This window comes from Enterovibrio paralichthyis (assembly GCF_019209835.1).
Lineage (GTDB): Bacteria > Pseudomonadota > Gammaproteobacteria > Enterobacterales > Vibrionaceae > Enterovibrio > Enterovibrio paralichthyis.
The window spans coordinates 64590-86460 of record NZ_JAHUTS010000014.1 but is presented as its reverse complement, the minus strand read 5'-3'; the positions used below and the strand labels follow the sequence as shown (position 1 = coordinate 86460).

The 21871-nt window shown below is 52.4% G+C and carries 12 protein-coding genes; 4 read left to right on the top strand and 8 right to left on the bottom strand.

Annotated features, from left to right (window positions below; all coding sequences use genetic code 11):
- Positions 1-4 precede the first annotated feature (4 nt).
- The 3 genes from KU854_RS16185 to KU854_RS16175 all read right to left on the bottom strand — a co-directional run bounded on the left by KU854_RS16185 (position 5) and on the right by KU854_RS16175 (position 2582).
- Entirely contained in the window at positions 5-544 is a 540-nt protein-coding gene (locus KU854_RS16185; RefSeq protein WP_218359469.1) for a hydrolase, read from the bottom strand.
- Between the two features lie 41 nt (positions 545-585).
- Entirely contained in the window at positions 586-1131 is a 546-nt protein-coding gene (locus KU854_RS16180) for a DUF2867 domain-containing protein (RefSeq protein WP_255555603.1), read from the bottom strand.
- Positions 1132-1298: 167 nt separating this feature from the next.
- Entirely contained in the window at positions 1299-2582 is a 1284-nt protein-coding gene (locus KU854_RS16175) for a DASH family cryptochrome (protein WP_218359468.1), read from the bottom strand.
- Positions 2583-3031: 449 nt separating this feature from the next.
- On the opposite strand from KU854_RS16175, the gene KU854_RS16170 reads away from it, so the two are divergent.
- Complete coding sequence (locus KU854_RS16170; RefSeq protein ID WP_255555602.1) at positions 3032-3373, top strand: hypothetical protein; 342 nt, start codon at positions 3032-3034, stop codon at positions 3371-3373.
- A gap of 86 nt (positions 3374-3459) precedes the next feature.
- Here KU854_RS16170 and KU854_RS16165 read toward each other — a convergent pair whose 3' ends face one another.
- The gene (locus tag KU854_RS16165; RefSeq protein WP_218359467.1) at positions 3460-4092 is read right to left on the bottom strand and encodes an OmpA family protein; all 633 of its coding nucleotides are present in this window, start codon (positions 4090-4092) and stop codon (positions 3460-3462) included.
- The gene (locus KU854_RS16160; RefSeq protein ID WP_218359466.1) at positions 4089-5486 is read right to left on the bottom strand and encodes a TolC family outer membrane protein; all 1398 of its coding nucleotides are present in this window, start codon (positions 5484-5486) and stop codon (positions 4089-4091) included. Before KU854_RS16160 ends, KU854_RS16165 begins: the two co-directional genes overlap by 4 nt.
- 442 nt (positions 5487-5928) lie before the next feature.
- Here KU854_RS16160 and KU854_RS16155 point away from each other — a divergent pair, with 442 nt between their 5' ends.
- Together KU854_RS16155 and KU854_RS16150 are read left to right on the top strand one after the other, a co-directional pair.
- On the top strand, positions 5929-16227 hold the full coding sequence (locus KU854_RS16155) for a retention module-containing protein (RefSeq protein WP_255555601.1): 10299 nt from the start codon (positions 5929-5931) through the stop codon (positions 16225-16227).
- Positions 16228-16358: 131 nt separating this feature from the next.
- A complete protein-coding gene (locus KU854_RS16150; protein ID WP_218359465.1) occupies positions 16359-17339 on the top strand; it encodes a chemotaxis protein CheV in 981 nt (326 codons plus the stop codon).
- Between the two features lie 79 nt (positions 17340-17418).
- Here KU854_RS16150 and KU854_RS16145 read toward each other — a convergent pair whose 3' ends face one another.
- The gene (locus KU854_RS16145; RefSeq protein ID WP_218359464.1) at positions 17419-19551 is read right to left on the bottom strand and encodes a TRAP transporter permease; all 2133 of its coding nucleotides are present in this window, start codon (positions 19549-19551) and stop codon (positions 17419-17421) included.
- Positions 19552-19638: 87 nt separating this feature from the next.
- The gene (locus KU854_RS16140) at positions 19639-20652 is read right to left on the bottom strand and encodes a TAXI family TRAP transporter solute-binding subunit (RefSeq protein ID WP_218359463.1); all 1014 of its coding nucleotides are present in this window, start codon (positions 20650-20652) and stop codon (positions 19639-19641) included.
- A gap of 208 nt (positions 20653-20860) precedes the next feature.
- On the opposite strand from KU854_RS16140, the gene KU854_RS16135 reads away from it, so the two are divergent.
- A complete protein-coding gene (locus KU854_RS16135) occupies positions 20861-21112 on the top strand; it encodes a hypothetical protein (RefSeq protein ID WP_218359462.1) in 252 nt (83 codons plus the stop codon).
- 74 nt (positions 21113-21186) lie between these two features.
- Here the strand turns inward: KU854_RS16135 and KU854_RS16130 are convergent, their stop codons facing one another.
- The gene (locus tag KU854_RS16130; protein WP_218359461.1) at positions 21187-21675 is read right to left on the bottom strand and encodes a hypothetical protein; all 489 of its coding nucleotides are present in this window, start codon (positions 21673-21675) and stop codon (positions 21187-21189) included.
- Positions 21676-21871 lie beyond the last annotated feature (196 nt).

The window sequence follows — 21871 nt, the reverse complement described above, 5'->3', positions numbered from 1 at the left end:
TAAATTATCTCACCAACCCCAACACATCTTTAAACTCAGGTTTTCGACAATCTTTCACCAATTCATACAGGCACATCTCCAGCCCTGTGACTGATATGCCCATTTGCATCATCTTGGCGATGGCGAGTTCTTTGTTAGTAGCAGCTCGGGAGGCGATGCAGTCGGTAACAAGATGAAGATCGAAGCCGTTTTGATGAAGGTGTGCGGTAGTTTGGTAAACGCAGATATGGGCTTCGATGCCGCAGACCAGCCAGGATTGTCGGCCGGTTTGGTTGATAGCTTCCATGAAGTCGGGTTCTTCGCCAGCATTGAAGGTAAATTTGGCGATAGGCTTGATGTCTTCGAGCAGTTCGGCGATTTCAGGGGCGGTATCACCCAGCTTTTCGGGGTTTTGTTCTACCCAGACGATTGGCAAACCAAGGGCTTTAGCGCCTTTAATGAGCTTTTGGCAATGAGAAATCGTCGCTTCACTGTCTGCTACCCGCTTTGCCAGTTTTCCTTGGATATCTACAACGATCAGTCCGGTGTTTTCAAGATTTAGCATTATCGCGCCTTACCTCAGTGCCGTTATTGTTTGACGGTGAATTAAATCCGTCCTGCTTTGATCGCCTGTCGAATACAGTATTTGGCGACAATCTTGTGAAAAGGTTTAATCAGCGCCATGTAGATAACCCCTGACCGGGTTTTCAAATTGACCAGTGTTGAAACGCAAAAAGTGTTGTCGGATTGCCTAAAAACAGAGAGCCACATATCCATGTTCGCCTCATAGGCACCGCAAACCACTTCGTTTTGGGTTACCAATTCAATGGTCAAAAATCCTGCTTGTTTTCCACTTTCAATTTCTTCCAGTGGCAGCGACATTTCGACGTTGGCCGCGGAGAATCCAAACCACTTTACTATTGAATTTCTTAAATTTAAAGCCCATCGAACCGGTGTGGGAATAAAGCCAAAAATGGCGTGATAGACGTACTTCGCATCTAAGTTGGGTTTGCTGACCACCACTTCGAAGGCGTCTTTGAAGTGGGGGTTTATTTCTTTGCCATTGATGCTGGTACCGGCCGGGAAGTCGATTTCCTGAACTGACATGTTTGCCTCTGACATTAATAAGGATGGGTAATTGTTGGTATCCATTCTTTTTTACCGACCCCTGTCGCCAGTTTCAATGTGAGCGGAGAACATGATCTGGATTAATGATGAACATGGGCTGTGTGCCACAGATTGATGAAAAGCGGGAAAGAAAAAGCAAGGTTCCAACAAGTCCGCTTAATGGGGTAACGGGTTTGTTGGAACCTTTATATTTAGTATTTCAGCAGACTTTCTGACGCGCTGGCGTTCGCCCAGCGTTCAACGAAGGTGCCATCGGGATCGTACTCTTTCGCCTGTTTTTCCAGGTTGAAGTGACGCTGGCCGCGCGGGTCTGCGCCGACACCTGCCAGGTACTGCCAGTTGCCGTAGTTGGCCGCGACATCGAAATCGATCAGTTGCTGTTCGAAGTAAGCTGCACCAAATCGCCAGTCGACACCCAATTCGTTCACTAAGCAGCTCGCCACAATTTGTCTGCCGCGGTTAGACATATACCCGGTTTGGTTTAGCTGACGCATGCAGGCGTTAACGATAGGAAACTCGGTGGTGCCCTGTTCCCAGGCTTTGTAGTGCTCGCTGTAGTACGTGGTGAGGGGGCGTTTGTCTTTGATCCCGCCGAAGGCAAACATTTTGGCGCCGTGGCAATGCATCATCCACTGGAAGTATTCGCGCCACAGTAGTTCGGCAAACATGGCTTCCGTGGATTCGGAGCGTCCGTGGCGGTATTCCACATTATCCAATTCTGCCGCCACGATGCGTGGTGAGAGCGAGCCATTCGCCAGCCACGCCGAGAGGCGGGACGAGAACTGCCAGCCGTCGAACCCGTTGCGAGTCTGTTTGTAGTTTTTCAGTCCATAGGTTTTCCAAAAGAACTGGTTCAGCTGGACTGAACCGGCATCTTCCCCGCCATGGTAGGGGGAGAGGTCGTAAACAAACTCCTGTCCACCCCATAGATCCCGCCGTTCATCAATAAACGCGGGTAGGCTGTCCGGCGCGCTGATGGGAATGCATGGCAGGATATTTTTCCTCTCAATATGCTTTCTGAACTGGCTGAAGGTGGGGGGAAGGGTGGTTTTATCAAAATTGAGTTGGCTTTGCAGATAGAGGGTAAAGCTTTCACTGACACTGACTTCACAGGGCAGGGTTCGCATCAGGTAAGCCACCTGTTGGCGTTCATACACGCCGGGGTGATCGGTCACAGAGACTAAATCAATCTGGTGCTTTTTGCATAGCTCTGGGATCACTACCAGTGGGTTACCCACTTTAACCACTAAACGTTGCTTACGCTTTTTCAGTTCCCGCTCTAAGGCGCGCAGGGATTGGTAAAGGAATTCTTCGCGGAAACGGCCGAGATGTTTGGAGTGGTGATTGGTAGGACGGAACCAGTCCGGGTCAATCACATATACCATCAGGGCTTTGTTGCAACGCCGGGAGAGGGCGACGAGCGCAGGGTTGTCTGCAATACGTAAATCATGTCTAAACCAAAAAAGCCCTTTCATACAGTCTCTCCTTTTGACTAGCTAGCGGTATATACGAAGCGAAGGGGGAAATGTCTTATTGGCTTAGCAACCTCCTTGGTAGGAATGACGGGTAGCGATATTTTTTGCGGTAACTTATTGAGAAATTTATCTCACTGTTAAAGCGTAGTGCAGAGTTAATGAACAGGGGCAAGCAAAAAAAACGAAATGTGTGTGGGATCAACCTGAAGCGGTTGTCACTTAAATGATTTGAGTCTGTCTAACGTGAAATGTCACTTTGGGATGATAGTCATACTCGCGGGTGATACTTTTTCAAGCAAAATAGTCGATGAATGAGTCCTTTATCGACGGAAGATACATAAGTCTGTCATCCTTTTTTACGGTTTTAGACCGAATATCCCATACGCTTCTTAACAGACCCGAATCCGTCTCTATATTGGTGGAAAAGATAACATAGACGGTGACACAAAATGAAAGTGACAGGACTTGAATTGTCGGAGTCCGTGCGTAAGGCGCTAATGGGTGTCTCGGGGATTCGTGAAGAAGTTGATAACGAGCGAGTCTATTTTTACCAACATGGCCGATTATTCAGCATTGTTGATGATTCCGGACTCCATTTTGTTGTCGGCGAAGAATGCCTTTCTGAAGCGTTACGCCGTCCGGGTGCCTTGCTTGAGCAGCCTGGCGGAAAGCGTTGTAAGGGAGTTGTCCTTGTTGAGCCGGGCAAATGCACAGAAACAGATCTCGATTTCTGGTTGTTGCTGGCGCTGCCGACCAATCAGGGAACCGTTGACCCTATCGTGTTTCACTAGTCCGGTACGGGTGATGTAGCGCATACACGTCAACGCAAAAAGGAAAAGGGCCAGCTGGCCCTTTTTTCGTTGTATCCGCAATAGCTTTACTGGCGGGAGGTGTAGATTGTCCATTTCTTCACAAGCTCAGATTCAGAAATCGCCACACTGGCTGTCACGCGGCGACTGAGCATGTCTGATTTATCTTGTGAGTCCGCTGCTACCGGGTCGCTGTCGCCATAGCCGACAATATTAATGCGATCAGCTGATACGCCAGCGCGGATCAAGGCACGCTTGACGGAGTCTGCGCGGCGTTTTGACAGGGCAAGGTTATAGGCGGAGTTCCCCACTTTGCTGGCGTAGCCGTTTAACTCCACATGAATTTGCGGAAACGAGGCCAGAAAGCGCGCCAGATCTGTCACTTCTTCATTGAAGCTTTGCGGGATTTCCGCGGAGTTGTTGGCGAACAGAATGTGCAGGTCGTCCCGCGCGGAAATATCGATAATTTCAGAACAGCCTTCATTGTTGATAACAGCACCCTGTGGCGTGCCTTCACAGGCATCACGGGCATTGATCACCCCATCGTTGTCTGCGTCGTAAAGATCTGATTGTTGCATTGCCACCGGAGGTGAAGAGACACTCACCGAGCAGGCACTGAGCAACAGTGCAGCTGCCATTGCGGTCGTGCCTTTGAGAAGCCATTTGAACCTGGCAGAGGGCTGCCATACAGCGTTCATCATTGTGTTTCTCCTTCATTGCTTTGGTTGTTATAGATAGACGCCTGCCATTCTTGTGGCGTGTCTACCCTTAACTCTGAAAGTAGCAGACCAGTGGCATTCAGGACGCGGTATTTGGCGAAGATACCCGAGTAGTGAGAATCAATGTACGAACGGCGGGCATCAAACAGCTCGTTTTCTGTATTCAGTAAATCCAGCAATGAGCGGCGGCCAATCAGGTACTGCTTCTCATAGGCTTGCAGTGTTTTGGCTGAAGCATCGACATGTTGCTGCAAGAAGACAGTTTGACGTTCTGCGAGCTCTTTGGCTGTCCATGCCAGACGGGTACTTTCATCCAGCAGCAGATGTGCGTTCTGGCGAATGTTTTTGGCCTTGTTGACCTGAAAGGCAGCGCTGCGCGCCTCTGCGGCGTCGGTGCCACCGTTGAACAGGTTGTAGCGCATGCGCACCATGGCCTGGAACTCATCGGTGTCACCCGGCGTACCATCCAGTTCTTCTCCCCATTGTTGTGAGGCTTCAACAGTAAAGGTCGGGTAGAAATCACCTTTGGTCTGCTCGTACTGGTAGCGCGCGGCATCCACATCGTTGTTTGCCACTTTGATCACCGGATTGTTTTCTTTAGCGGTGGTGATGGCATCAATCAGTGACGCGGGGATGAAGAGGGCATCCACTTCCGGCAGGACAAGATCCCGAGGCGTGTCACCGACGACGCGCTCAAACTGGATCATGGCATCTTGCAGGTTACTCTGCGCAGACAGCAGGTTGGAGTTCGCCTGCGCGAGACGGCCGTCAGCTTGCGACAAATCAGCGGTAGAGCTTAACCCGGAGTCAGTACGCTTTTTGATATCTGCGTAAATACGTTCGTGGGTAACGAGGTTCTTCTGCGACAAATCGAGGATCGCTTCGGCGCGCAGTACATCGATATAGACTTCTGCCACACTCAGCGCGGTATCCTGTGCGTCTGCCAGCAGCTGGTAGCGCTGTGCTTCTGCTTCGGATTTTGTGCGTTTGATGTCGTTATAGGTAATGGCGCCATCCCAAATCAACTGGCGGAGGCTAATACCGACTTCGCGCGGGTGAAACGTCCCTTTGGTGGCATCGCTGTTGTAATCTGAATAGCCAATACCGGCATCCACATCCAATGCGGGCAGATACCCACCCTGCGAAGCGTCAATATCCTCTTCACGACTTTTAAACTCGTTATAGGCTTCGCGGATGGTTGGATTTTGTGTCAGCGTGGTTGCGACGGCTTGCTCGAGAGATTGGGCCTGTACCGCTGCCGAACTGCCGAGAGCGGCAAAAACCAAGGTCAGTGCACTCAATGCGGGCTTCAACGTATGTTGAAACGCTGTATGCGTCCTTTGACCTGTTCCGTCAGTGATCTTATTTTTCTTCATGAATACTCCCTCAAACCGAATTGAGACACGTTTTTAAATTTAAATTGGGAAAACTGGAGGCTACGTCCTGACGAGTGCTGTGATCTCCGAACGATTTCGCTTTCCCTGAACACAAGTAATGCATGTGTATCTAGTCATGTGTGTATAAACCCACATGCTTCCAGTCACATATTGCGTTCGCCCCGTAAAGTTAGGGCATGTTGGGGCAATTTTGACCCCCCAAACGGCGGTTTATCGCGTTCCTATCGTAAATGAGACAATTCAGACAGCCACTTACAGGTTTTTCGACTAATCGGGAGGGTAGAAGGGGCAAAATGATTGTTTTTTGTCTCAAACTCTCGTCAATCCATTTACTTGGCCTTTGCTAAGGTTCAACTCTCCGCTTTTGGAAATCTTCTTCCAGGCAGTATTCAGTCAAATTGGGATTGGCGTTGGAGATAGAATGGCGAGCTACAGAATTGAAACCGCTTCAGATGGTTCAGAAGCGATAAACTCCCCCTTAATGGCAAGTAACCCTGAAGGCGTTGTGTACATTGTCCGCAACGATGTTGCAATGCCTCTCACTGGCGAAACCGCCTTACAGCAGGACGATATAATCGTCGCCGGGCCCGGTGCCAAGTATGTCGTGATGAAAAATGGCGTGCCGGTTCTGGTCAATGAGCCCTGTGCAACCTGTGTGCGTCTGGACGATGCTGGCATAGAAGTTATCGGGCTGGAGGAAAACGTTTCGCTGATTGAGAGCTCCGACCCTCTGGCGCTCTTGGAAGGGGATATCGCCGCCTTGCAACAGGCGATTTTAGCCGGTGAAGACCCAACGGTTGATTTTGAAGCTCCCGCAGCAGGCGGCAACGGGCTGAGTTCTTCTATCGGCGGTTATGCCATCATCCAGTATGACAATACCAGCGTGCTTGCCCGCGCGGGATTCGAAACTGCCTATGAACCTTTGGCACCCGAAGTGGCGGTTGAAGATGACTCCGTGATTGTCCCACCCGGTGGCGGTGAAACAATTTCGCTTTCCATTACGGAAGGGGATTTGAACCCGCTAAACGGTGAAAGCCCTTATCCGCAAACCGTCACCGCAGAAATTGATGTTGAAGCAGGAACCTTGCCGCTAGAGGCTGATTCCTTTGTGATTGAGCCCGCTGTAGCCGCAACACTTATTGAAGAACTGACGACAGATACCCGCAGTGGCGGCGAACCTTTAACCTATGTGCTCTCTGACGATGGCAAAGCCATCATCGGTAGCCAGAATGGGGCAGAGGTTGTCTCCATCTCGCTTGAAGCCACACAAAGTGGGCGTGATGTCAGCCTGACTGTGACAGTGTCACTGAGCGCGCCACTCGACCAGATAAGCGGCGACAGCGCCGGATTGGTCACCGTCTCGCCGGCCGGTATTTCGATTGCCATTGCGGTGCAGGGGCAGGACAGCGGCGGCAATGAACTGGATTCACCTGTCGATATTAATGTCACATTGCTCGACGGTGCCAACCCGTCGGTGAACCCCAACAACACCAACCATAACGAAGATACTCTGGAGTATGTGTCCGACCCGATCCCGCTGAATGTGGATGTGAACAGTGACGCGCTCGAAGTGGTCAGGATTGTCTCTACGCCCGCGCTGGTTGACGTGCTTAGCAGCATCACCAGTAATGGATACGCAACAAGTTACACCGTCACGGATGACGAGATTCAGGTCACGTTGGCTTCCGACCCGGATTTTACGGTGCTTGCCATTTCATTGGTTGAATTACCATCGACCAAACTGGCAGGAAATGACACCGGTGGTTATGGCTACGTAGTCACCCAAAACGCCTCAATTGATGAAAATAGCGCGTTGAATGTAGAAGCCATCCCGGTCACCGTTGAAGCGGTGGATCGCGACGGTGACAGCGAAACGGGGTCGTTTACCGTCACGCTTGAAGATGGCAGGAATGCTTCAGGGGATGCAGCGGAAATCGCCGGTGACTATACCCTGACAGAAGCCAAACTCGGTTCACCCGCCCAGACGGCGGAAGGCACTGTCACGCTGGATGCCGGCGCTGACCGTTTGTTGCCGGATACCCTGTATATCTCCAATCTGGAAGCGCAAAACGGTGAGTCCGGTTTGTTGGATGAACTGAACGCACTCACGTCTTCAGGTGCGGCGTTAACATTTGCCGTGGAAGCGGGCACCGATCCGAATGTGGTTGTGCTGGTGGGCAGCAAGAGCGATGGCAGTGAAGTGATGCGTTTCACCCTGACAGCCACGCAGGAAGCAGGAACCGGCGCAACAGGCGTGAGTGTGGCGTCTGATTTTGTGCTGTCCCAGCCGTTGGATGAAAACGACCCAGATGAGTATGCCAACAACCGCTGGGTCAAATTCATAAAAGGGACCGGTGGAGGGGAAGACAGCCTACAGATTGATCTCCAACTGCAGATTCGCGATTCAGACAATGACCTTCTCGATGCCCCCATTAATGTCGCGTACACCGTAAAAGACGGAGGAGGCACCACCACAGATGCCACCAGTGTTGAACTGACCGATCCTGGTTTCAATGCTGCACCGTCTGAAGCGGAAGGTTCGTTAGGTTTGCAGGTAGGCAGTGACGAAATTGACTCCGTAACCTGGGCGTTAAGTGCATCGTTTCCCGATTCACTGCGCGGATTAACCAGTGATGGCCACCCGCTGGATCTCGCGCCGGGCAGTGTTGATGTGAATGGCACAACTTCACCTATTGACCTCGGGTATTTTGATGCGAACAGCAATTGGGTGCGGGTGCTGTATATCACGCTTGACCCGACAGACGGCTCATATAGTGTGACGTTGTCACATGCTATAGACCAGCCTGACAGCGAGAAGGTGGTCTTCCCGCTGTCGGTCAGGGTTGAAGACAAAGACGGCGATATCACGTTGGCCGATTTCAATGTCACGGTACTTGATGGCTCACCGCCGAGTGTTGACCCAACTAACGCTGAATTGGTTGACCCAGCCGTTAACACGATTAGTCAGTCCCAAAGTGTCAGTCTGGGGCTGACGCAGGGTTCTGATGCCGTCAAATCCATCTCGCTATTTGCTGTGCCGGGGCTGGAAGATGCACTGAACGCACTCACCAGTAACGGGTATCAAACGTCCATTCAACCACAGCCGTTTTCTGCACTTACAGACGAAATTGTCGTGGTGTTTGATGATCCTTCGTTGTCATCAGCTTCCACACCCGCCAATGGCACTAAAGTGCTGACTATTTCCCTTGATTTAGATGGCGATGGCAATCCGTCAGGCTCATACACAGTCACCCAGTTTTATGCCATCGATCAGGGCGATGCCGCGATTACCTTGCCGATTGGCGTGAAAGTGTTGGATACCGACGGCGATGAAACAACCGGCGAATTTACTGTCACCCTGAGCGATGACGACGGCGCGATTTCCCCTGCCGGTGTCACTGGCATAGTTGTGCTCACGGAGCCGGATCTAACGCCTGATGGCAGTGAGAAGGGGTATCCGGAAACCGCATTTACCACCGGCGAGGCAAAAGCCTCGGCAGATCGCTTACTTCCGTCTGAAATCGGGATTGATTCACTGCAATTGCAGGAGCTGATCACCGGATTGGGCGCTGTGTTGACCAGCGGTGGTGAGGCGCTTTCATTTTCCTACGACGCTTCTACCGCGACGCTGACAGGCACAGTGAATGGCGAAACTGCAATGACACTGAGTTTCAGTGCGCAGCAGGCAAGTGACGGTTTTAATCTGGATATCACACCGACACTGACTCTTTACAAGCCCATCGACCACCTGCCAGACAGTCAATCCACTGAGTTTGTCTCGTTTAGGGGGGATAGACTCGTTTTCACCGTGCGGCTACAGACCGAAGACAGTGACGGTGACACCGTCAATTCCGTCGCCCTGTTCAGTATTGAAATTGTTGATGGGCAGCCGCCGGTTGTTACCGCAGCGCCCGAGCTGAATGTTGAAGAGAGTGACATCAACGCCAATGGCAGCGGCGCGAATACTAACCGCCCCGGCACCACGCCGGGCGGAGTGGGTACAGATCAGGACAGCGCCAGCGGACAGCTTCAGATTGATTCCGGCAGCGACGAGATTGAAAGTATCGCCATTGACGTTTCCGGCTTTGCGGCGCAAAACAGTGACAACAGCCAGAACAACAGCGGCAACAATATCCCGCTCAGCTCCCGCGGCGAGCCTGTCTCTCTGGAACTGACCAGTGATACTGCAACCAGCAAGGTTTATACAGGGGTCGCTGAAAGCCGTGAGGTGTTCACCCTGACGGTTTACCCGGACGGGCGTTACGCTTTCGTCTTGTTAGGCGCGCTCGACCATCCCCGTGGCGATGAAAAAAACAGCCTGGCGATTAACTTCCCTGTGGAGGTGACAGACAGCGACGGCGATGTAGCGGAAGCGACGATCGTTGTGAACGTGCTCGATGATGTGCCGTTCTCGCTGGAAACAGACAATGTTGGTGTCGGCGGTGGCAGTGTGACGGCAGAAGAAGGAGAAAACTCCGGCTGGCTGACCGTCTTGCCTGCACGTAACCGTGGCGCGGATGATGCGGTAATCAAATCGGTCACCATTAATGGTGAGCAGCATGAACTGGCACAGGGTCTGAACAACAGCTTTACCGTCACGCAGGGTGTTGGCGGACAGGTTCTCGGCACCCTGACTGTCCAAACCAGCGGGAATATCAGGTTCACCGCAGACCCGAGCATTGACCATAGCAGCGCGACAAACAACCGGTTCGTTGAAACATTCAGCTATGAAATTCTTGATGGTGACGGCGATATTGTTGTCGGCACCACCCAAATCATCGTGGTGGATGATGAGCCACAACTTATCGTCAATAACGCGGAAGGTATTGAAGACCAAGGGCGTCTTAGCGATCCGGATGATGATGAAGTGGCCAACCCGCTGGATGGCATTGCCATCAATATGACAGTGGATATCGGCGATTATGATCAAGGCGAGCACGTAGACCGTGTCACCATCACCTTGCCGGCCAATGCGCACGGCACGTTTTACGCCAATGGCAGCGAGCTGCCCATTTCCAACGGGATGATAACGCTGTCGGGAAGCCTGTTTACGCCGGATGCGGACAATGTGTTGTGGACGTTGCAGGGCGTGACCTTTGTGCCGGATCAGGATTACTCCGCCAGCAATGGTATTCCAACGTTTACCGTGAATGCCTACGTCGACAACAGCAACGGCTCGGAGCGCGCTTTACCCCAACAAAGCTTCACCATCACCGTGGAAGGCATTGCAGACGTACCACAGTGGGACGATGACAACACGGTCACCTACTACTCCATCGATGAAGACAGTGACGGCGCAACCCTCAGCATACGTGCTGATTTGCAGGATAACGATGGCTCTGAAGCGTTGAATTATCTGCTCTCCATAGACAGTGGCAGTGCTAGCCTGATTCTGGATGGCAACACACTCACGCCCGATGCAAGCGGGGTATATCTGATTGCCGCGGCTGATATCAATCAGATGGTGGTCAAACCGGATGCCAATTTCTCCGGCGACGTGGTGTTGACAGCAACAGCACAGGGCAAGGAAACCGCCAACTATGTGAACGGACAGCAAACGGCCGATTCGGTAACCCGGACATTGACGGTGGCAGTCGATCCAATTGCAGATTCGACGACATTGCGGGTGACCCGGACCAGTGGATTGGAAGATGAGCTCATTCCGCTCTCTTCGCATATCAGCCTGACGGACACGGCGGACTTGGATGGTTCTGAAGCGCTGTATGTCTGGATCACCAATTTGCCGACGGGCGCAAAGCTCTTGCTGGCGAATGGTACGGAAGTGCCGCAGGAAAATGGCGTTTATGAAATCGCCTACACAGATATCGGCGGGCTTTCACTGTTGCCGCCACCACAGAGCAATGTTGATTTTGCCCTGACAGTGAAGGGTGTGGTGAAAGATACCGCGACCATTACCAATGCTTCCGGTGTACCTGAAACTGCCACCCATGTTTATGAAACGTCGTCGAAAATACTGAATGTTGCCTTGAAAGGGGTAGCCGATGTGCCGGTGATCAGCGCTGACCTCGGAAATGTATGGCAGCCGATTATAGAAAACGGCGTCGATACCGGTATTGAAACCACCATTGATGAAGACAGTTCAGTGTCGCTCTCATTCAATATCTCGTCCGGTGAAGCAGGGACAGCCCTGTCTGGTGACAAATCAGAAACGCTTTCTACCTTGGTGACAAACATCCCGCCCGGCGTCACCCTGTTGGATACCAATGAGAACGCCATCAACCTGATTTATGCAGGTATCGGGCCCAATGGCGAGCCGCAATACCAGGCAAAGGTGGACGGCCTTTCAGATATCAAAGTCGTGCCACCGGAAGGCAGCACGGACGATATTCACCTCACCGTCACTATTGTTGTCACAGAAGATGACGGCAATTCGCTGACGGTGAACAAAGACGTGATTATCCACATCGAACCCAAAATTGACGCGACGGATTACAGCCTTAGCAGTCGGGGCGTTGAAGACCAGAATGTGGTGGTGAATTGGCGACCGGATGCCGACCAGGGTTACACGGATAACAACGAAGAGATCACGGCCATCACCTTCAGCATGGCGCAAAGCGCGATTGATGCCGGTTACACCCTTACCGTTTCCGGTGAATCAACGCCTTTGGCCTTCAGTGGTGGAGAAGCCGTATTGAGTGCAGCTCAGGTGCAGGCTTTGCTGGGTGGCGCTCAGCTACTGTTGCGCGCGCCGGAAAATGTCGATCAGGATGAAAATATTGATCTCAGTGTCAAACTGACAGTCGAGCAAGCCGACACAGATTCAACCGCCATCGACACAGCCGAAATTACTGGCACCCTGAATGTGCGTATCGTGGCGGCAGTGGAAGATGACGGTAGCATTGAACTGGTGAACAGCAGTGATGACCCGCTTTCAACGACCGTGAGTGATAACGGCACAGGTACGATTTCGCTGGCTGCAGCCGATCAGCATCTGGCATTTATCACACCGGAAGGCGTTAACACAGACGGCAACAGCGCGGAAATTATTACGCAGGTAGTTGTAACCTTCCTGAAAGACGCACAAGGTACGCCGCTGACCCTGGCTGATCAGGCGTTCTTTGACCAGTTTACCGTTGCCGGCGGTATCAATAACGGCGACGGCAGTTGGACGGTTCCCGAAAGTGCCCTCAGTTCGCTCGCCATATCAACGACGGTTCCGATTTCCACACCTGTTTATATCAAAGTGACTGCGCGGGTTCAGGATCAGGGCGATGCGGGCGAGGGGGATGTCAGTGCCCAAGTCGAGCAGACACCACTTATCCTCACCCTGGATTTTCAGGGCAGCGTTGATAACAACCAGCAGGCTGGGGATATCACGGTCACGCCACAGGACATTACAGGGGTTGAAGACAAAGCTATCAACCTTGGTGATCAACTGGACGGACAGATCAGCGTTGAAGCGCTTCATGTCAGTGATGACGAGCTGACACTGGTGATTTCAAGCGGTGACCTAGCGGCTATCGGCGGCACGGTTTCCGGCATGGACTTTAACTTTGCGACCGGCGAATACGTCGCCAAAGTGCCGGTCGGGTCTGATGGCAGCGTCGATCTCTCCAGTGTGTCACTTCACCTGCCGGAACACTTTGCCGGTGATGTCTCTTTGCCAATCAAACTGGTAACAACCGACTTGCTCAGCGGTCATGTAAAAGAGGTGTCGACCACCTTGTCTGTGTTGGTTACCCCTGTGGTGGATGGTGTTACTACCTCCGTTTCCGTGGTTGAAACCAACGGTTTAGACAGCGAAGAACGGCCGACAGACAACCAGACTGACTGGGTGCCTGTGGCCGGAAAAGCGCTGGAAGATGGCATTATCGAGCTGGACTTTAGTGCAAAACTGATTGACCCCGATACATCGCCTACGTCCGGCGTTGAGTCGGTCACCTCGGTGGTTTTGAGTGTTGACACTTCGATGGGGTTCTTTGTCGATGCCAACGGGGAAAACCCGCAGAGCAGCATTTCGGTCTCCGTCAGCGAGCTTTCTTCGATTCACTTTAAACCAGCGAAAGATTTCAGCGGAAATGTCTCGGTATCCATGGCTACGACGGTTGAAGACAAAGCGGTGAATGACGACACTGGCGAGCCGGATTCAATCGTTACTGACACCGTCAACTCAAGCGTGTCGTTCGAGGTGCAGCCAGTAAACGATCCGGTGACTTTCAGTGGCAATACCACGCCAATCTCGGGTAACGAGGACAGCGCTATTCCTCTCACAGGCGTGATGGCGCAGCTTAACGATACCGACGGTTCAGAGAAGATTTACTCTATCCGGCTGGTGGGAGTGCCCGATGACTTCCAGGTGATATCTACGGGCAGCCAGTTGGTGCAAAACAGCGGAAGCGGGATCTGGACGGTAAGCGTGCCAGCGGGAGCGCAAAGCCTCAATCTGGATAGCATCGCGTTTGTACCACCGGAAAACTTCAGCGGAAAAATGACCGTCGAGCTGGTTGTCTTCGCAGGAGAATCGGCACTTGACGCACCGGAAGCCTACAAAACAAGTATTGATGTGGTCGTTAATCCGGTTGGCGACGGCGTAGACGCTGAGATCACGCCTTCGGTGGCGGGCTCTGAGGATGACAACATTGTCCTGCCACTGGATATCAGCGTGGTGGATAACAAGCCCACCTATGATGGCACCGGCCTGTCTGTCACGGAAAATGAACCTGAAACCATCAAGGTTGTACTGACCAACGTGCCTGACAGCGCATCTATTTCTCTGCCAACCGGTGTTGCACCGGGCAGTTCAGCGGAAAAACAGAGCGATGGCAGTTGGGTGATCATTGCCAACCAAAGCACGCTCTCTAGCCTGATTTTTACGCCTGGTGATGCCAATACACTCAATTGGGATGGCAAGCTTGAGATCTCTGTCCGCGCCGTGGACAACGGTGTGGAGGCAGAGAGTTCACTTTGGGTAAACCAGACCATTGATGTCACTGTCTCTCCGGTTAATGATGCGCCGGAACTGACAGCACCGGCCACGGTGAATGCCGAGGAAGACACGCCACTGTTGATAGAGTCCATTCAGGTCAAGGATGTTGACGCTAGCGAACAGGCAGGCAATGCAGTGACGGTGCGCCTGAGCGCTATTGATGGTGTTATCGGTCTACCTTCGACTACGCCGCTTCCACCGGGTGTTACGGTCACAGGCCAGGATTCGGGCACCATGATCCTCAATGGTGCGCTGGATGATATCAACGCTGTCTTGTCTGGTGGGGTTACCTATCTTGGGGATACCAACTTCTCCGGTCAGGACACCGTGACGGTTGTCGTCAATGACAATGGTAGTACGGGGTCAGGCGGTGCATTACGTGATACTGCATCCATCACAGTGAATGTTGCCCCTAAACCGGATATCCCAACCCTGACGTTGAATGCGGCACAAACAGCAGCGGCTGCAGGCAGCATTTCGGCGCTCATCCCCTTGCTGGGGCTGGCGGCGGCATTGACGGATCCTTCTGAAACCCTGTCGGTAGAAATTCGCAATATCCCCGCTGGGTTAACCTTTACCGACGCAGACGGTGCTGCAATGGGAGCCGGCCCGGTAAACGGCGTGCTGACCTTAACCGCAGACGAGTTGAGCCAACTGCATGTCACTGGTTCTGCTGTGTTGTCGCAGCAAGTGGAAGTGGTGGCAATCTCCGAAACCAGCACCGGGGAAACGGCAGAATCAGTACCTGTTTCCTTGCAGATAGATGTGGTTGACCCTGCAACAGGGGCGGTTGAAGCCTCTGATTTGGCGGTGGCCAATGTGGTTGCGTCAGGAGCAGAAAGTGCAGCGCTAAATGGCGGTGCCGGTGATGATCTGCTAATCGGCGGACTGGGGGCGGATATCCTTACCGGCGGCGCTGGAGATGACATGCTCTGGGGTGGCGATGAGGGTGTTGGGAATAGCAGCGGCGACCGCTTTGTCTGGTCTTCGGGCGATCTGGGCTCCGTGGGGGCTGCTTATACCGATACCATCGGGGACTTTAATCCCGCCAGCGATGTGGTGGATTTGAGCGCCGCAGTCAATGTAACCCACCTGACTGCTTTCAGCGACCTGACCAGCATCCTCTCGCTGTCGGAATCAGGCGGCACCACTACACTCAGCATTCTGGATAGCGGTGACGCGGTGCAGCACATTGTGTTTAACGATGTGTCGCTCGATGCGTTAATCAACGGCGCTTCGTCTGGTTTATCCCAAGCTGAACTCCTGTCGGCGCTGGTGAATGGTGGACAGCTCTATCTTGGCGACACCATGGGCTCAGCGGCAGAAGACAACCTTGTCGCCGATTCTGCCGGGGAAAGCCTGTTCGGTATGGACGGTAACGACACCTTACTGGCCGGGGCGGGGAATGACATACTGACAGGCGGTGAGGGCGACGATCTCTTTATATGGGAATCCGCTTCGCTGAGCGATCCGGCAAACACTGATACGGTAACGGATCTTGTCTTGGGTCAGGATAAGCTGGATATCAGTAATTTGTTGCCGGACTTTACTACCACGCCGGATGTGGGCGACATTCTGCCGTACTTCGATGATGCGACTGTGGCAGGTAATGGCACAGTGACACTGGCAATGCATTCTGAAGCAGGGAAATCTCAAACCATCATTCTGGAAAATATGGATATTTCTGCTTCTGGACTGGATTTGGCGATGGGTGCGAGCACTGCAGAGATTGTGACGGCGTTGCAACAGCACGATGCTTTCAAGTTTGATTAAGCGGTGCGAAACGGCACCCAGTCTACTGGAGGTGGGGAATAAATTTACCAAATGACGCATCTGTCTGTAGATTAAGACTATGCTGATAGAGGACATATTTCTTTTTGCCTCTATCAGCCTAGAGATTTGGTATGAGTACAGAACCAAAAACAACCATTCTGACCGAAAGCGGAACCAATGAACTTGAGATAATTGAATTTCGTCTGGAAAAAATGTTGCCGGACGGCACCAAGAAAGTCTGTTACTACGGCATCAACGTCGCCAAAGTACGTGAAGTTATCCGGGTACCGGAGACCACGGATTACCCCAACGCACAGCCCAATGTGCTGGGCGTTTTTTCGTTACGCGGAAAGCTGATCCCGCTGGTGGATTTGGCTGGTTGGCTCGGTGTTCCCACCAAAGACAGCATTGACAGCAAAGTGGTTATCGTCACCGACTTTAACCGCATGTCGAATGGGTTCCTGGTCGACAGCGTCAGCCGTATCCACCGTATCTCCTGGGAAGAAGTGGAATCTCCCAGCCAGTTTCTTGAGGCTTCTGATCAGGACTGTGTTGTGGCGGTGGTGCGTCAGGAATCCAACCTCATCATGATCCTCGACTTCGAAAAAATCATCGCTGATATCAACCCTGAACTCAGCATGGAAAAATACGATGTCACCAAAGACAAGCGTGTGGTTATCGACGATGCCATGGTGGCAAAGCGTGAAGCCAAGACTGTGCTGGTGGTTGATGACTCCGCCTTTATCCGACGCTTGATTGAGAACACCTTGCGCTCTGCGGGCTATAACGTGATCACCGCGAAAGACGGGCAGGAAGGCCTGGACAATATGATGGAATTCGTCAAATTGTGTAACGAGGAAAACTTACCGATTTCCGAGTTCGTCGACGGTGTTGTCAGTGACGTGGAAATGCCAAAAATGGATGGCATGCACCTGGTGAAACGGCTAAGGGAAATTGAGGAATTCAAGACCATTCCGATCGTGATGTTCTCGTCACTGATGAGTGATGACAACCGTCGCAAAGCCATGGATTTGGGTGCGAATGACACCATTACCAAACCGGAGATCGGCCGTATGGTCGGCTTGATGGACAGCTTTATCCTGAAAGACTGAGCCTTGCGATAAAAATAACAACTACGTGAACCATAAAGCGCGCCGGAAGGCGCGCTTTGAGTTTGTGCTGTTGTGTCAGTTAAGCAGGGCTGGGCTGCGCACCATTTCGCGAGCTATAAACGACCAGAAGACCAAAGGCGACGGCGGCGGCGATCCGGACAATGAGGTCAAGTCCCGGCCACATCATCAGTGCGCCCAATCCGAAAACTACTGCCCGCAGAAAGATATTGATAGGGCCTTCGAGATAACCTTCCAAGCCAGCGATAAGCGCCCACACGCCGATAATAGCGAACACGGTAATCACCACCACTTGCTCAAAATCACCGGCAACCAAGGGTGTATAAGCCATCAACAACGGCACCAGATACAATCCTTTGGCGATTTTCCATGCGGTGAACCCTGTCGCCATGGGCGGCGTGCGTGCAATGGTTGCGGCTGCAAAGGCAGTCAAACAAACCGGCGGTGTGACGTTACTGTCCTGCGACAGCCAGAAGATGATGAGGTGCGCAGAAAGCAGAGCCAGGCCGACAGTGGCAGGCCCCAGAGATTGTTCCAGTAGCGTGGCTTTGAAATCTTCCGGTACTTTGCCGAGCAGCTCGATGGCTGATTCAAACGACATGGGGGCGCCGAGGGCAGCAAGTTGGTCTGGCGCAACCAGCATAAAGATGGTTTTGGCTTCCTCTGGCAGCTGGCCGTTTGCAAGCAGATCCAGCAATTGTTGTTCTGCGATCAGGCCATAAATAGCTGGAGCGGAAAGGGTACCCAACACGATATATGACGCGGTAACCGGCAATCCCATCCCCAGAATCAAAGAGGCAATTGCCACCAGCAGCAACATGATAAACAGGCTGCCGCCCGCCCAGTCATTCACCATCAGGGAGAAGGTATTCCCGATACCTGTGGTACTGATCACGTTTACGACAAGGCCAATACCGGTGAGGAGCACCGCCGTGGTTGCCATATTGCGCGCACCCTGTGCCAACGCATCGAGAATGTCGGCAAAACCCATCCGGTTGGGGGACAGCCAGGAAGCGAGGATGACCGAAATGATCGAAATGCCCGCCGCGTAAGTCGGGGTGAAATCCATGATCAACAGGGCAACCAGAACTGCCAGCGGGATCAGGAAATGCCACCCCGAAATAAACACGGAAAACATCGATGGCGTGTCAGCTTCAACCTGATGGACGCCAGAGCGTTTGGCTTCAATACGCACAAAAAATGCAACAGAGAGGAAGTAAATCAACGCCGGGGCAAAGGAGACAGCAATGATTTCTACATACGGGATCTGGGTGTATGACGCCATGATAAAGGCTCCGGCTCCCATCACCGGCGGCATCAATTGCCCCCCGGTTGAAGCAGCGGCCTCGACGCCAGCGGCAAAACGGGCAGGAAAGCCTGCCTTTTTCATCATAGGAATGGTGATAACGCCGGTAGAAACCGTGTTTGCCACGCTGGAGCCGGAAACCGAGCCCATCAAGCCAGAGCCCAAAACTGCGACAAAACCGGGGCCACCGATAACGCGGCCGGCGGCTGCACGGGAAAGGTCGATAATGTAGTCACCGGCGCCAGATTTTACCAAAAATGCCCCAAACAGAATGAACATGAAGACGTAGCTCCATGAGATCCGCGAAATGGGGCCAAACATGCCGTCCGAACTATAGAATGCTCGGTAAAGCACGGTTTCTGCAGAGAGGCCAGGGAAGGCAAAAATGCCGTCAATCCAGCTTCCCCACCAAATGACATAGGTCAGCGCCACGACGATCAGGCAGGGAATAAACCAGCCCATGGTACGCCGGATAAGCTCTAGCGCGATCAGAATCGCGATAATCGAGAACACCCAATCAGAGGTAACAAACTTCACGCCCCGCTCGTAGAGCGCATCTTCCCCCAGAATGAGGTAAACCAGGCAGGCAACCGCAGCAACAGCGATGCCGATATCAATCGCTAGAGCGAAGCGACTGGTACGCCATTTGGCGGCTGCAGGATAGGTAAGGGCGCACATCACCGAAAATCCGGCGAAGTGGGCGGCGGAAACCCATAGCTCGGGCAGGGTAGCCAACGTATTGAACCAAATATGAACCAGAGACAGCAAAATGCCGATAACCGTAACAACGCGGGTCAGCAGAGGGAAATCCGTTCGCTGTGTCAGTTCAAACTGGGAGAGGTCGGAATCCTTTTCCTGTGGCGATGGTTGGGAAGAAGTATTTGTCATGTTCCCTCTAGCGTGCGAAAGGCACGACGTCCTTTTGGGTGGTGTGGCTAAACAGCAAAGCGCCGACTGGAGCCGGCGCTGTCTGGTTTACTCGGCGATCAGATGAGCCGGGATCGTCAGGCCTTGTTCTTTGTAGTATTTCGCTGCACCCGGATGCAGTGGCACTGGCAGGCCGTCGATGGCTTTTTGCAGTGACATCGCGGTTGTGGCTTTGTGGATACCATTTAGGAAAGCGAGGTTTTCGTAGATGGTTTTGGTCAGCAGGTAAACATCTTCGTCGGTCACATCGCTGCGAACCGCAAGGAAGTTAGGCTGTGCAACCGTTTCTACCGCTTCTGTCTGGCCTGGGTAAGTGTTAGGTGCGATGACAAAGCGGGTCCAGAGGTTGTAGTTGCCATTGGCTTCTTTCATTTCCTCGTCGGTAAAACCAAGGATGGTGATTTTGTCACCCATAGCGGCATAGGCGCGGGTTACGGCACTGACCGGTACACCGGCCGGAGTGTTCATGCCGTCAACGGTGCCGTTTTGCAGGGCGTCAGCGCTCGCGCCATAACCAAGGTAGGCAAAGTCCAGCTTGTCTGCATCAATGCCAAGGCCGCCCAGGATCTGCAGGCCAGAACCTTCGGTACCTGAGTTTTTCTTGCCGATAGAGAACTTCTTGCCGTCCAGGTTTTTCATATCTGACATGGTGCCGGTTTTAGCGAGGTCGCTCAGCACAACAAAGTGCTCTACGTTTTGCCAAAGCATGGAGACAGAACGCAGTTCTTTCTGAGGGCCGGACTGCTTCAGCTTGCCTTCACCGCTCCATGCCCAGGCACCATACAAACCCTGAAGGATGGCGAATTGCGCTTCGTTTTCACGCAGCAGTTTGATGTTTTCACCGGAACCCGCAGAGCTGATAGCAGAGAGTGCGAACTTATATTGAGGCTCCAGCTTTACTTTACTCAGGGTTGCCAGTGCGACGCCCACAGGATAGTAAGTTCCGCCTGTGGATGCGGTAGCGAGAATATAGTCCCGATCCTGCGCCGTGGCACTTTGCATACCGGCAAATGAAATCACGGTGGCGATGGATAGTGATTTGAGCAACGCTTTGATTTTCATATAACACTCCGTTGTGGAAGAGTTCCTTCGTTGGCTGAGAAGCGAAGCCGTGGGTGGGGTACAGGCTCACGCAGTAAACGGAGAAAGGATAGCTAAAAATGTAAACGGGCTGTTAATTTGAGAGTGATAAACCTAAGCGCTATCTCAGTTTTTCATTGCGAATTCGACTTTAGTAGAATGAGCGTCTGGCAATTTTCCGGGGGATAGAATGGCTAAACCAAATAAAAAGATGCCGGAGCGTTCCGTTGATATCATTTGCGCCAAGTGTAAAACCCTGTTGTTCAAATATAAAAAGGGCGGAAAAGGGGCGCTGACGAAGTGTTGGAAAGAGAGAATTGTGGCAGATTATACCACCACGCCTTGCCAATGTCCGGGATGTGGCAGTGTGTTTGCCAGAGAGACTTTGGTACGGGGAACACCCGCCTTTAAAGTGGTTGGTGGCAAAGTGACCATGAAGTAACGCGGCAGACGCAAAAACAAAACGGACACCTTTGGGTGTCCGTTTAATATTCGTGTTGTCCTGAAGGTTTGGGTTTAGATACCCGCGCGTTTCAGCAGACCAGCCATCAGCTTAGAGCTTGATTTCACGCCAGAAGACTTAGATTTGAATTCACCGGCCAGACGTGTATCACCGATTTCACGGGCGATGTGTTGCATGGTGAGGTACATATCTTTCGCGCTTTTCATGCGGTTTTGGTCGTTCAATGGCGTCAGAAGCTTAAGCATGTCTGAGCCTTTCATTTCTTTTTCTACCGCATACGACTCGATAGAAGTCAGTAGTCGGTCCAGATCCGCTGTCGCTTCTGAACTCTCGATACCTTCTTTCTTCATCGCTTTCAGATTACGGCGACGAATCTGCTTGATAAGGAAAGTTGGGCGATTCATACGCTTGAAGCCCCAGTAGCCTGCTGCGATGACAAGGGCGATACCACCCACCACGTATGGCCAGATTGCGCCAGAAGATTCAGCAGCAGTTTGCGCAGTTGCTGCAACGTCGATTGCAGCTGAAGGTACGTCAGACATCTCGTTTTACCTTGTTGTTCTCATTTCAATGTCGCGTAGTTTCGCACTGTTAAACGAAAATACGCTGTCGGGCTTCACATTAAAGGAAAGTGGGCGCGTTTGGGAAGACCGTTTGCGGAATTTTTATGCGGGTTGCTAGTTTTAGCAGCAGCGTGAGCCGGCGGTGGGTTAATTTTTGGTGAATACCATGCGGTAA